General features: G+C 61.7%; 13 protein-coding genes and 1 pseudogene. 7 read left to right on the forward strand and 7 right to left on the reverse strand.

Going from position 1 to position 12,302, the window contains the following annotated elements; translation table 11 throughout:
* Positions 1–140: 140 nt before the first annotated feature.
* On the reverse strand, positions 141–1,304 hold the full coding sequence (locus RCH22_RS14805) for an IS30 family transposase (protein WP_327014478.1): 1,164 nt from the start codon (positions 1,302–1,304) through the stop codon (positions 141–143).
* A gap of 493 nt (positions 1,305–1,797) precedes the next feature.
* Positions 1,798–2,466 (reverse strand): hypothetical protein, encoded by a 669-nt coding sequence (locus RCH22_RS14810; RefSeq protein WP_327014479.1) that lies wholly within the window; start codon positions 2,464–2,466, stop codon positions 1,798–1,800.
* A gap of 89 nt (positions 2,467–2,555) precedes the next feature.
* Here RCH22_RS14810 and RCH22_RS14815 point away from each other — a divergent pair, with 89 nt between their 5' ends.
* Entirely contained in the window at positions 2,556–3,146 is a 591-nt protein-coding gene (locus RCH22_RS14815; RefSeq protein WP_327014480.1) for an HAD domain-containing protein, read from the forward strand.
* A 72-nt stretch (positions 3,147–3,218) separates the two neighbouring features.
* Positions 3,219–4,363 (forward strand): IS3 family transposase gene (locus tag RCH22_RS14820; RefSeq protein WP_323511346.1). Its coding sequence is split into 2 segments (ribosomal slippage): positions 3,219–3,498 and positions 3,498–4,363, totalling 1,146 coding nucleotides; the frame shifts between segments, so codons are not numbered across the junction.
* Between the two features lie 571 nt (positions 4,364–4,934).
* Here RCH22_RS14820 and RCH22_RS14825 read toward each other — a convergent pair.
* On the reverse strand, positions 4,935–5,138 hold the full coding sequence (locus RCH22_RS14825) for a hypothetical protein (RefSeq protein WP_327014481.1): 204 nt from the start codon (positions 5,136–5,138) through the stop codon (positions 4,935–4,937).
* Between the two features lie 79 nt (positions 5,139–5,217).
* On the opposite strand from RCH22_RS14825, the gene RCH22_RS14830 reads away from it, so the two are divergent.
* The 4 genes and pseudogenes from RCH22_RS14830 to RCH22_RS14845 all read left to right on the forward strand — a co-directional run bounded on the left by RCH22_RS14830 (position 5,218) and on the right by RCH22_RS14845 (position 8,554).
* The gene (locus RCH22_RS14830; protein WP_327014482.1) at positions 5,218–5,535 is read left to right on the forward strand and encodes a hypothetical protein; all 318 of its coding nucleotides are present in this window, start codon (positions 5,218–5,220) and stop codon (positions 5,533–5,535) included.
* A 649-nt stretch (positions 5,536–6,184) separates the two neighbouring features.
* A pseudogene (locus RCH22_RS14835) lies at positions 6,185–7,427 on the forward strand (IS256 family transposase).
* Positions 7,428–7,905: 478 nt separating this feature from the next.
* Complete coding sequence (locus RCH22_RS14840; RefSeq protein ID WP_327014483.1) at positions 7,906–8,073, forward strand: hypothetical protein; 168 nt, start codon at positions 7,906–7,908, stop codon at positions 8,071–8,073.
* A gap of 157 nt (positions 8,074–8,230) precedes the next feature.
* Complete coding sequence (locus tag RCH22_RS14845; protein ID WP_327014484.1) at positions 8,231–8,554, forward strand: helix-turn-helix transcriptional regulator; 324 nt, start codon at positions 8,231–8,233, stop codon at positions 8,552–8,554.
* A gap of 300 nt (positions 8,555–8,854) precedes the next feature.
* On the opposite strand, the gene RCH22_RS14850 is transcribed toward RCH22_RS14845, so the two are convergent.
* The 4 genes from RCH22_RS14850 to RCH22_RS21225 all read right to left on the reverse strand — a co-directional run bounded on the left by RCH22_RS14850 (position 8,855) and on the right by RCH22_RS21225 (position 11,605).
* Entirely contained in the window at positions 8,855–9,052 is a 198-nt protein-coding gene (locus RCH22_RS14850) for a hypothetical protein (RefSeq protein ID WP_327014485.1), read from the reverse strand.
* 527 nt (positions 9,053–9,579) lie between these two features.
* Positions 9,580–10,536, reverse strand: coding sequence for a cell wall-binding repeat-containing protein (locus RCH22_RS14855; protein ID WP_327014486.1), 957 nt, complete (start codon positions 10,534–10,536; stop codon positions 9,580–9,582).
* Complete coding sequence (locus RCH22_RS14860) at positions 10,533–11,141, reverse strand: hypothetical protein (protein WP_327014487.1); 609 nt, start codon at positions 11,139–11,141, stop codon at positions 10,533–10,535. The genes RCH22_RS14855 and RCH22_RS14860 overlap by 4 nt, the downstream gene beginning before the upstream one ends.
* A 257-nt stretch (positions 11,142–11,398) precedes the next feature.
* Complete coding sequence (locus tag RCH22_RS21225; protein WP_369125300.1) at positions 11,399–11,605, reverse strand: hypothetical protein; 207 nt, start codon at positions 11,603–11,605, stop codon at positions 11,399–11,401.
* A gap of 242 nt (positions 11,606–11,847) precedes the next feature.
* Here RCH22_RS21225 and RCH22_RS14865 point away from each other — a divergent pair, with 242 nt between their 5' ends.
* Positions 11,848–12,171 carry a helix-turn-helix transcriptional regulator gene (locus RCH22_RS14865; RefSeq protein WP_327014488.1) on the forward strand — a complete coding sequence of 108 codons (324 nt, stop codon included), beginning with the start codon at positions 11,848–11,850 and terminating at the stop codon, positions 12,169–12,171.
* Positions 12,172–12,302: the final 131 nt, after the last annotated feature.

Here is a 12,302-nt window from a genome sequence, read left to right on the forward strand (position 1 = left end):
GGCACCGCCAAAACGCCGCCCAGGCGCCACCAAAACACCTCACTTTCCGCCCACGGGGCGCCAGTGAAATACCCCACCCCTCCAACACCGCAAAGATGTGTCGACGCTCGTTGAAAAGTAGGCCGTTGGTGCTGACAGTTTCAAGCGGTCAACGCAACGCAGGCGGCGCTGAAGACCTCATGAGGAGTCTGCCATCCCAACGTTCTCCGCGGGCGGTTGTTGACCTCTGCCACGATTTCCTCGAGTCTCTCGGTGTCGGTCAGGTTGAGATCGGTGCTCTTGGGCAGGTACTGGCGGAGCAGGCCGTTGGTGTTTTCGTTCGTGCCACGTTGCCAGGGTGAGTACGCGTCGCAGAAGAACACGGGAATCCCGGTCGCTATCGTGAAATCAGCGTGACGAGCCATCTCGTTGCCGCGATCCCAGGTCAGCGTTCGGCGCATGACAGCGGGCAGCTTGTTGAAGGTTTCGATGAGTGCCGCGATCACGATTTCACTCTTGGCGCCGTGCGGCAGCGGGACGGCGATCAGGACGCGACTGTGCCGTTCGACCAAGGTCACGATGTGGGACGTGCCGTAACGTCCCACGATCATGTCGCCTTCCCAATGGCCGGGTGTCTTGCGGTCGTTCGCCTCGGCCGGACGGTCCTTCAGGGGCACGAGGCCCGGTATCCGTGACTTCTTCCCACCGGAGGCAACGCGCCGTTGCGGATGGCGGCGCAAGCGCCGAGTCCGAAGCTTGGAGGTCAATTCCGCTTTGAGACCAGGCTGGGCCTGCACAAAGAGCGAGATGTAGATAGTTTCGTGAGACACCCGCATCGCCGAGTCGTCCGGGAACTCCGCGATCAGGCGCTTCGAGATCTGTTGCGGAGACCAGCAGACCTGGAGTTTGGATTCCACGTGCTCGCGCAAGCGATCATCCAAAGCGAGTTTCCCGAGTCGAGGCCGCCGGCTCCGGGCCTCGGCGAGACGTTCAGCATGAGCGGCACGGTATCCATTCCTCCCACTGTTGCGGAGCACCTCCCGCGAAACAGTGGAAACCGGCCGACCCAGCTCGGCGGCGATCGATGTCAGAGACCGGCTAGCGGCGAGACCGCGCGAGATCGTCTCACGCTCGTCGAGCGACAACCGCAACGCCGACCGAGGCTTCGTCGCCCGCGGTCTTACACCGCCAGACTGCTTGAGCCACAGACAGGCCGTCGACCTCGATATTCCCGCCAGAGCGGCGGACTTTCGAAGCGACGCACCCGACGCACGTGCCGTAAAGAACGCCATCCGCTGTTCTGGTGGCTTTGGTTTCCGTCCCATTTCACTCCTCCCAAGAAGCAGACTAGGAGGTCACCGGAACCACACCCTTGCGTTGACCGCTTGAAACTGTCAGCGAAACTGGCCTACTTTTCAAAGAGCGCTGACAAGATGACTACTCGACCGTGGGTAATCAGTGACGCACCGTGGGTATTTAGTGACACTTAAGCCTCAACCGAGACCTCCGCCGGCTCGGCACCGCTAAAACGCCGCCCAGGCGCCACTAAAACACCTCACTTTCCGCCCACGGGGCGCCAGTGAAATACCCCACCACTCCAACACCGCAAAGATGACTACTCGACCGTGGGTAATCAGCGACGCACCGTGGGTATTTAGTGACACTTAAGCCTCAACCGAGACCTCCGCCGGCTCGGCACCGCTAAAACGCCGCGGAATCAACCCATTCCTACGCCCAAGCGCCAACAAGACGCCCCACCCCTCCAACATCACAAAGACAGCCACCCAACATCTTCGCTTCAGCTAGGACGCGTCGTTCTCACAACCAGTCGGAAGCTTCGACGATGTCTCTCACGTCGTTGACGTTGCCTCCGTCACGGAGCCATTCAACCGGGGTTTGGCGTCCCTCGGCGACGAGTTCTGATTGCGGCGTGGCCATGAATCCCGCGATGCTTCGCCAGCTCCACCGCGGGGTAATGACCTCGATGATTTCGGTGAGTCCCGGAAGGAGCTTTACAGGAGATCCGACATTGAATTGCCAGGTGGGAAAGCGGAGCCGACCGGATATTTCGAACGCATACAGGTGCCCGTCTGTAACGGCCGCCCGAACTCTTCCCTCATCCCAACCCAGGAAACCTGTGACGTTCTCCAACGACATGGTCGCGAAAAGGTCCAGCAGCCATCCTTCACTTATGCGGAGTTGCCAACTTCCTTTGTCCACGGACGCCGAAGTTGTGGCCCACGTCTCGGCGGTGAATGCGCCCGATTCGATCAGGAAACGCACTTCGTTCTCAGGTAGCTCCTCACGTGAGTTGGGCTCCATTGCCAGCAACATGTCCGTGAGGGCCTGTAAGAAGTAGTCAGGATCGATCGCCAATCGGGCCACGACTTCCGCTAGACGCCAGACAGCGTCGTCGGAGACCTGGAGCGCCTCAGCCTCTGAGACGGGTCCGTCAGCGACATCGTCGGGTACGTGATTGTCAGTCATGGTTCGTATGCTTCCATCACGTGTGAAATGAGGCAATGTTGGGATGTAGCGTCGAAGAACCCGCAAGAGAGAACGTCACGTTGTCCCAGATGCCTGAAACGATTGCGCCGCGACTGTACCTGGATGTGGACGGGTGTGTCTGCCCATTCGGGCGCCCAGACGCAGCCTGGGGTCCTGCGACGTCTGCTTCAGTCTTTGTTGGCTATGGCGATAGGGCCGCGACTTATGACGTGGTCTGGGCGCCTGCTCTGATCGGGGCCCTCGACAGGCTGCGGGCCGAGTTCGCTCTTGAACTGGTCTGGCTGACCACCTGGGTGGAAGTCGATGCCGTCAGGCGACTGCTGGTCCCCAAACTGGGCGGTCTGGCGAATGGCCGGATCCTGCCCCTGACTCCGGGGCCTCGCAACTCCGGAGAGGCCCGGGGTTGGTGGAAAGCCCAACGCCTCCTCGAAGATCAAGCCGCCAAGGCGGGGCCGTTCATCTGGGCCGACGACAGCGAAGTTGAACTGCACGGCTGGAAAGTGCTCGGTGCCACAGCGGGCACACCCAGCCTGATGATCCCCCCACACCCGATGGTCGGCCTCCGCCCGGATGACATCCACGCCATGCGAGCGTGGCTGAACGCGCTGAAATCGGGACCAGAAGCGTCAACTATCAGTGGCTTCCAACGTGACCGCTGAGTAGAGGGGACTGCCCCGGGTTTGGTTGACTCCTGACCTGTGGAGATTCGTCTTCGCTGGAAAGATGTCATCATGCCCAAGCCTTACCCACCCGAGTTCCGCCGCGATGTTGTCGCGGTCGCCCGGAAGCACGAAGCCCCGCTGAATCAGATCGCGAAGGACTTCGGGATCTCGGAGTCCTGCCTGGCGAACTGGCTCAAGAAAGCCGACGTCCAAGAAGGCGTCAAGCCCGGCGTGACCGAGAAGGAATCCGCGGAACTGCGCGATGCCAGGAAGCGCATCCGGCTGCTCGAGCAGGAAGCCGAGGTCATGCGGCGGGCCGTGGCCTATCTGTCCCGGGACGTCAACCCAAAATGATCTACCCGCTGGTCCGTGAACTGGCCGTCGACGGTGTCCCCGTCACGGTGACCTGCCGGGTGTTGCGCTTCTCCAAACAAGCGTTCTACCAGTGGAAGCGCAACCCTATCTCCCAGCGCGACTGGGACGACGCCCACCTCACCAACGCCGCCTGGGACGCTCACCGGGACGACCCTGCGTTCGGATACCGGTTCATCGCCGACGAGCTCCACCAGGCGGGCCTCAGCGCCAGCGAGAACCGGGTCTGGCGGCTGTGCTCGCAGCAGCGGCTCTGGTCCGTGTTCGCGAAGAAACGCGGCCTCACGCGCAAGGCCGGCCCACCCGTCCACGACGACCTCGTCGAGCGGAAATTCACCGCGACACGCCCGAACCAGCTTTGGCTGACCGACATCACCGAACACCGCACCGACGAGGGCAAGCTCTACCTCTGCGCGATCAAAGACGTCTACTCGAACAAGATCGTCGGCTACTCCATCGACTCCCGAATGAAAGCATCCCTGGCCGTCGCAGCGGCCCGCAACGCGATCGGCCAGCGCACCATCGACGGCACGATCCTGCACTCGGACCGAGGCTCTCAATTCCGCTCCAACGCGTTCCTTCGGGTGCTGAAGAACAACGGCATCACCGGGTCGATGGGTCGCGTCGGCGCCTGCGGCGATAACGCCGCGATGGAGTCGTTCTTCGCCCTGCTGCAGAAGAACGTCCTGGACCGGCAGCGGTGGTCAACCCGGGAAGAACTGCGCCTGGCGATGGTGGTCTGGATCGAGAGGACCTACCACCGCAAGCGCCGACAACGCCGCCTCGGCAAGCTCACCCCGATCGAGTTTGAGACAATAAACGTGGCCCTCAAGGCCGCCTGAAACCACTAACCCTTTGAGTCAACTGAACTCGGGGCAGTCCCGAGTTCCGACCATGGACGGAGAAGAGGCGACGCGGCTCCTCGTTGACGCAGTTGGGCCGTTCTACGACTGTGCAGGGTTACAGGAATGGCTCGACCTCACGGAAGACTCCGTACTTGGCTTGGCCCGAGACGGGAAACTCCTAACAGTCAGGACCCTCGAGGGCGATTTGCTCGTCCCAAGCTTCCAATTCGGCCCGGATGGCGAATTCCTCCCATGCTTGGACAGAGTGCTGAAGGCCTTGGGCGGCACCCTTGACGAGTGGAACATCGCCCTTTGGATCGTCAATAGGGACCCCCGAGACGGCATTAGCAATTTTGAGAGGTTGCGGTCTGGCGACGCCGAGACTGTAGTCCAACGTGCCACACGCCAGGCAGAAATCTTGCGTCACTGAAAAGCACAGAGCCGCAGGGATGCAGACAGACATTCGGCCATCTCTCGGCAGGACTAGCCGGCGCAACAACTGGACCATAGCCACCAGTGCTCGCTCGCGCTTCGGCTTTGCTACCCGTCTTCCTCGATGCCGCTGAAACTACGTGGTTATTCCGGGTTCGTCTCTCGTTACGCCGGTGACCGGAAATCCGGCCCGCCCGAGGGCCTCGTTGACACTGCGCACCGCGGAATCGTAGTCCCATGCCTCGCGTGCCGCTATGACAAGTCCTCTCCCGTTCTCGGTGCCTAGCGTGCAGTCAGCAAACCCCAGGTCGAAGAGTCGGTCGTAGTCGTCGTCAGCCAAAGGCCGAGCGAGCGTCACGGTGAATCGGTACATCTGCACGTGAACAATCCCAATCCTTTTGCGATGCAGTCCTGGCTAGGTGCGCGACTTCATCTGGTGTGGCAACTCGACCGCCAAGCTCTACTCGCGCCCGGCCCTGCAGTGCCCGGATATTCTCAGCGATTCGATCCCGATTCAAGCGACTCAGCGCGATACGAAGGAACTCGGACCGATCCCCATTTGCGAAATATTCCACAAGTTGATCGAGCTGCGCGAGGTCCTCTTCCTCGAGAGCGAAGCTCACAGTGATGGAGTCCATCGCGGACATTCCTTCCGTTTGCTGAGGCACAACTCCATTCGCGCATCAGTCTGTCACGCGCGTTCATCGGCCGCTCAAGAAGCAATTGGAGCACCCTGATTTTGGACAGAGCTCTCCTTACCCAAGATGCTTTTCCTCAATTTGCCTAGCGGCTCTGCTGCTTGTTCTTCGCCTCAGCAATACGGACTGCGCGAGCCACGCGACAGGTGAAGGCGGGGGGAGCCGCGCGCCGATGTCATAGGCATGACAATCTCCAGCGCCATCGATTACCCTCCCTCCCACCCTCGGGAGGCCGCCGCACACATACCGTGTATGTCTGCACACGAACGTATCGCCCATACCCGTTTCTGTCGCCCTGATGCGGCCTGTCCGCTGTGGTGCTGGGCAGGGATCATCTCCGCTTTCTTCGGTGGGAAAGCGATCTTTGCCGACTGCCACTCCACCAAGGATCAGTTCCTGTGCATCTATACCTGCCTAAATCTATGGTCCTCGGGCGGGCAGGGCACAAACAGCCGAAGCGTGAGCTGGGCCATCTTCGCTGTCCGGGCGGCCACTGCCCTCTGGCGGGTTTTCCACGTCTGAGCGGGCGCACTCCGTATTCAGCCGTGGCCTCCATACGGGCAATAATGGGTTGCGTCCATTAGCGTGGTGTAACCCCGGCCCTGTTGGGCGTGTTGCACCGATGTGAGGCGGCCACCGCGTGATTCTTGGAAAGACCGATCAAGTCTTTTCCGAAGGAGTACACGCGATGACCGCACCCCATTTTATTGACCCTGCCCGTTTCCTGTCCGAACAACTCGAGCAAGCCTCGCCGGACCTGATGCGGCAGATGCTGACCACCTTCATCAACGCGCTGATGAGTGCCGAAGCGGAGGCCGTCTGCGGCGCCGAATACGGGCAGATCTCCGCCGACCGAGTCAACTCCCGCAACGGCTACCGGCACCGGGACTTCGATACCCGCACCGGCACCCTCGACGTCGCGATCCCGAAGCTGCGCACCGGCACCTACTTCCCGGACTGGCTCCTCGAACGTCGTCGCCGCGCCGAGGCCGCCCTGACCAGCGTCGTGGCGACCTGCTACCTCCTCGGGGTCTCGACCAGGCGGATGGAGAAGCTAGTCGAGTCCCTCGGTATCACTCGTCTCTCCAAGTCGCAGGTGTCGATCATGGCCAAGGACCTCGACGAGCAGGTCGAGCAGTTCCGCACCCGCCCCCTCGACGCCGGCCCCTACACATTCGTCGCCGCCGACGCCCTGGTGCTGAAGGTCCGCGAGGGCGGCCGCGTCGCCAACGTCCACGCGCTCCTCGCGACGGGCGTGAACAAGGACGGCCACCGCGAGATCCTGGGTTTGCAGGTCACCAGCGCCGAAGACGGCGCCGGCTGGCTCGGCTTCTTCCGCGACCTGACCGCCCGCGGCCTGACTGGGGTGAAGCTCGTCACCAGCGACGCCCATGCCGGCCTCGTCGCCGCAATCGGGGCCACCCTGCCCGGCGCCACCTGGCAGCGCTGTCGCACCCACTACGCCGCGAATCTGATGTCCGCGACCCCGAAATCCAGCTGGCCGTGGGTGAAGACCCTGCTCCACTTCCGTCTATGACCAGCCCGACAAGGACGCCGTGCACGCCCAGTTCGACCGGGTCCTGAACGCGCTCGAGGAGAAGCTCCCCGCGGTCGCCGCCCACCTCGAGACAGCCCGGGCGGACGTGCTCGCGTTCACCGGGTTCCCCAAAGAGATCTGGCGTCAGCTCTGGTCCAACAACCCACAGGAACGCCTCAACCGTGAGATCCGCCGCCGCACCGACGTCGTGGGCATCTTCCCCGACCGCGGCTCCCTGATCCGGCTCGTCGGAGCGGTCCTGGCCGAACAACACGACGAATGGATCGAAGGCCGCCGCTACCTCGGCCTCGACGTCCTCAGCCGCTCACGCCTCACCCTCATCCCCACCGAGAAGGAGGAACAAACAACCGAACTCGGCGCCCTCAGCGCCTAAAAATCTAAGAATCACGCGGCAAACTCGTTACACCACACATTTGGACTTGACCCAATAATGTTCCGTCCTCACCTTCGTAGGGGGTGGGGTCGGAACGTTTTGAGGAACGCCCACGTACATCCATGGCATGACACCGAACTCCAACTCACGACCCGCTACTTCGCCTCAATGGCTCCACCGCATTCACCCGAGCGTGACCGCATCCGTCGCTTTCCTCGCCTCTCTCATCCGACTCATCCGACTCATCCATGCTGTCCTCGGAGTTAGCGATGGATTGGCATCTGGTTTCGCCACATGGCTTCTTTGTCTGGACACCTACTACCTCGCCCTCCCGGCCATCCGATGCCTAGCTGTCGCTTACACCGACGGCATCTGCGCTTGGCGATGCTGGCGCGCCGGGGCATCAGCGATACTCTCTCCCGAGCCTCTCTGTCGCCGCGTGACCTCATTCCGGCCGTTCGTCGCATCGACCGAGAGCATGACCGCCTACAGCCCGCTCAGGGAGCGCATCCCCAACCCATACATCTACGCCGCACTCTGGAAGAGCGGGCGCTCGGAGGCGAACACGAGGGTCTCCGCCTGGGTCAAGCTGGCATTGAAGGTCGGAATAGCCATTTGGTCGCTGTGGCAGACGTTTCACGCGTGAGCCAGAGCATGGATCTCACTGTCGTGCAGCGAGTACCTCGAGGGCCTTTCGGTACTCCCGTGTGCCTCGTTTCGGAACTCCATCCACCAAAAAGTAGATTCCATTGTCCGCAAAGAGCTTTAAGCTGCAACATATTGCACTTCTAGAAGGATGAAACATGCCGAGAAAACCCCGTACTTACGCACCCTGGACGGTTGAAGCCATCACTATCCTCGGGCACCAAATCGCTGCCGAGCGCCGGCTCATTCACTGGCGACAACGCGACATAGCGGAGCGGGCAGGGATCTCCGTGGGGACTCTTATCGCCATCGAGAAAGGTTCCACGAGCACATCGATCGGCACGGTCTTCGAAGTTGCAGCACTGCTCGGCATCCCCCTTGTTGGTGCGATGGAGCCGACAGCACGAGAGCTAATCCACACCCGTCTCGCATTGCTCCCCACGAGAATCAGACAGCCCACGGAATACGACGATGATTTCTGACACTGACTACGAGTGAGCCTGGAACCCGCCCTCAGTGGATAGATTCGCAGCGCCCCGCGCAATGCCTCAACGCCCGGAACGACTCCTCGCCGACGTCGGCAGAGCCTCTTCTGCGCGCTGTGAACGGCACCTCTGCAACGACGACCGGCGCTCTGCTGCACAGTTCCCTCGGGAAGGAGTTCAGCGAACAAGTTACGGCAGCGCGACACCGGGGATAGCACCCCGAACCAACTCCCCGCGATGCGGGCTGCCAGCCGCCAGTTGCTGGCGAGCTCGACCCGCAGACGGAACAGACCGGCATCAACCGGAGAAGGATTCGCTTACGAGGGCTTGAGCGGCCTGCCCTGCTTCTTTGAACCGGTCCTCACGGATGGCGGTAATTAGGGTGTCGTAATCAAGCCACGGGTTCGCGCCAATGAACCAGGCGCGAGCAACGTCCTCGCCTTCACACTGGGCCAATCTCGTCCACTGCTCGTAGGCGAACTGGAGCCGTCGCATCGACTCATTCTTCGGAGACGGTCCATCCACCTTCGCCCACCGATATGGGAGTTTGGGATCCTTACTCCCAGATAGAGCGGCAACAAGGGTTCCGCCTAAGGATCCAATCAACCGGCGAATGATTTCTCGAATATCGAGCCTGATCATCCTCACGTGAGCGGAATTGACATGCGGGGCGACCACTTAGCCCTCCAACCGTGGGTGGTGAAAATTTCCATCTGGAATGCCACCATTTTTACACTCCAGACCGTGGAGAAGCCGACTAACGATTAGCTAGCCAACGCAGCACCGCTCTCTCCGCAAGAGGTAGCAGACCGTCAATAAAAACGCTCGGCCGTGACCAAGGCGCAGTTCGGCTCCAACTCGTGACTCCAATACCGTGGCAGAACAAGTGGATGATTCAGGATGCTGGAACCGGTATTGTCATCAATCCTCGGGCGGAATCACTCTGCAGCATGGGAGCCTGATGAACGAGTGCGGGAATACCGTCCTGAGTTGTTCTGCGCTGGCGAATCTTCCGGCGCCTTCTACCCGAGGTAAGCGGCGAGGGCACTCTTCCCAAGATAGGAGACGGCCGCGGGTCCGCCGAGGACGACGATCTTCTTGGGCCTCAATCGGGCGAGTTCGGCGGCGATCACTGTCGGAGCGCCGTCGACGTAGAGAGTGAGAATTGGACCCGCCGTGACGCTGGCCGCTGCGGCTCCTGAGAGAGCGTCTGGAAAATTGTCCCCGTTGGTAATGTAGACGACGGGCACATCCGGTTGGTAGGTTGCCGCCGAGATGGCGGCAGATGTCACATAGCGGTCAGTTCCAGACAGCCGGGTCGTGGGGGCGAACGAACCAAGTTGTGCCTGGACGGAATCGGAGACGGCCTCCGTTCCTCCGAGAAGGACTATCCCTGCGGGCTTGAGGCGTGAGATTTCGGCGGCGACCGCGGTCGGCACACTGTCTGGCTGGACAGTCAACAGTGGTGCCGCATTCAGGCCGGCGGCCGCGCTTCCGGACAGTGCGTCGGGGAAATTCTGGCCGCTGCTCACATAGGCGATCGATACCCCGGGCGCGAACGTCGCTGCCGAGATAGCGGCAGACGTCTCATACCGGTCAGCGCCGGACAGTCGTGTCGTCGGGGCGAGCAACGCGAGTTGAGTTTCCACGGCGTCGGACACTGCGGCGATCCCACCCAGGACGACGATTCTCGCCGGCTTCAGGCGTTCGAGTTCGCTGGCGATCGCAGGCGGAATACTTCCCGGTTGGACAGTGAGCAGCGGACCCTTGTAGAAGCCGGCGGCTGCACCGCCGGAAAGAGCGTCCGGGAAGTCTTGCCCGCTCGCCACGTACGCGACCGACACGCCGGGCTGAAACGTTGCCGCGGAGATGGCAGCGGAGGTTTCGTAGCGGTCCGCACCGCCGACTCGTGAGGCCGACGGCTGCCCCGTCGCGGACAGCGCCATGGAATGCAGGGACCCAGCTGCGATCGCGGTCACTCCTGTGAGTCCGGTCGGAATCGTCGTTTGACCGCCGGTGTTGTCTCCCCAGGCCGCCACCGTGCCGTCGCTTTCAGCGCCAGTGAATGATAGTCGCCTGATGCGATTGCGACGACCCCGGACAGCCCCGTCGGGACCGACGTGTCTCCGGGACGCGATTCGCCCCACTGGATGACCGTGCCGTCGGATTTCAAGGCCAGGGACTGCTGGAACCCGGCGGCGATGGCCACGACTCCAGTCAATCCGACCGGCACCGCAGACTGCCCGAACACGTTGTTCCCCCAGGCCACGACGGTGCCGTCAGCCTTAAGCGCCAGCGAATGAAAGCCGCCCATCGCGATCGAGATGACCCCCGAGAGTCCCGCAGGGATAGTCAGGTCGCCCGAACGCTCCATGCCCCACGCCGTGACCGTTCCATCGCTCCTCAACGCCATCGAACTGAAGTGGCCAGCGGCGATCGCGGTTACGCCGCTACCAGAGGGCGCGTGACCACTTGAGCGAGACACGTGGAACCTCGTTTGGCACCAAATATGCGAATTGGTTTTACTGTGAGGAAGAACACGACTGGATACCGCATTTGGAAGATGATGACGAGGTCGTTCCACTCCCAGCGACTGGCAGCCTCGAGGTCACGCACACAGTCATCAGAACGATCCCCAAGTCGGCCGCCCCGTAACGGTCGCGGCCCGACCGACGACCTTGTGGCCATGGGGCGTTTCGATCGGCTCAGCGTTCATCTCCCGGCCACAACCCGGACATGTGGGGCCACTCCAAGCCAGATCATCGTCATCAATCGCACAGTGAGTGTGCCCGATCTGGACCCGATCTGTTAGGACCGCTTCCTACGCCTGCAGCGTTTTTCTTAACCGAGTGGGCGTCCCGCAGAAAGCGGTGAGCTGTCGCCTTCGTAGCGCTCTCCCGAGTTGTAGGAGCGTTCGCGGCGCTCGACTTCGGCCAGGACGGCTCGCTCCACGAAGTCAGACCAGCTTTTGTCGCCTTCGAGATGACTCGTGGCCCGATACGTAGCTCGCGCGCGATCCCTCGTGGTGTTGGACATATAGGTTGTCATCCTTGTGGTCTGCTCCACGACCACGGTCGCCGACTTGCGTGCCGGCGCACGGCGTGGCTTGCTCAGTGGTTCCGGGCCTGGGACCGATTGTTGGTCAGTCACCGGCGAGGCTTCAGGACGATTCCTAGCCTGCAGCCTGACGCTGCCCCGGGCGTCGATATCCAGCGAACTCAGCCTCAAACCACAATGTATTGCTGCCAAAGTACTCTAAGCACCAATACATTGCTTTTATGGAGATGGTCATGGCAAGAAAAGCCCGCACTTACTCACCCTGGACCGTTGAAGCCATCACCGTCCTTGGGCAGCAGATCACCGCCGAGCGCCGACTCATTCACTGGCGGCAACGCGACATAGCGGGGCGTGCAGGCATCTCCGTGTGGACTCTTATCGCCATTGAGAAAGGTTCCACCACCACATCGATCGGCACGGTCTTCGAGGTTACGGCCCTGCTCGGCATCCCTCTTGTTGGCGCCACTAAGGAGGGCCCACGAGAGCTAATCAACACTCGCCTCGCCCTGCTCCCCACGAGAATGAGACTGCCCACGGAATACGACGATGATTTCTGACACCGACTACGAGTGCGCCTGGTGCCCGCCATCAGTGGATAGCGTCACAATGCCGGTGCACGCCTCAATGCTCCGGAACGACTCCTCCGCCAGCGTCGGCAGAGTCCCCTCTGACCGCTGTGAACGGTGCC

The organism is Cryobacterium sp. GrIS_2_6 (assembly GCF_035984545.1).
GTDB lineage: Bacteria > Actinomycetota > Actinomycetes > Actinomycetales > Microbacteriaceae > Cryobacterium.

Bases quoted from the DNA above. Each gene is read 5' to 3' on its own strand.
- RCH22_RS14815 (WP_327014480.1), top strand. From the start codon at position 2,556: ATGCCTGAAACGATTGCGCCGCGACTGTACCTGGATGTGGACGGGTGT.
- RCH22_RS14865 (WP_327014488.1), top strand. From the start codon at position 11,848: ATGGCAAGAAAAGCCCGCACTTACTCACCCTGGACCGTTGAAGCCATC.
- RCH22_RS14850 (WP_327014485.1), bottom strand. From the start codon at position 9,052: ATGCGACGGCTCCAGTTCGCCTACGAGCAGTGGACGAGATTGGCCCAG.
- RCH22_RS14810 (WP_327014479.1), bottom strand. From the start codon at position 2,466: ATGACTGACAATCACGTACCCGACGATGTCGCTGACGGACCCGTCTCA.
- RCH22_RS14805 (WP_327014478.1), bottom strand. From the start codon at position 1,304: ATGGGACGGAAACCAAAGCCACCAGAACAGCGGATGGCGTTCTTTACG.
- RCH22_RS21225 (WP_369125300.1), bottom strand. From the start codon at position 11,605: ATGACAACCTATATGTCCAACACCACGAGGGATCGCGCGCGAGCTACG.
- RCH22_RS14845 (WP_327014484.1), top strand. From the start codon at position 8,231: ATGCCGAGAAAACCCCGTACTTACGCACCCTGGACGGTTGAAGCCATC.
- RCH22_RS14840 (WP_327014483.1), top strand. From the start codon at position 7,906: ATGACCGCCTACAGCCCGCTCAGGGAGCGCATCCCCAACCCATACATC.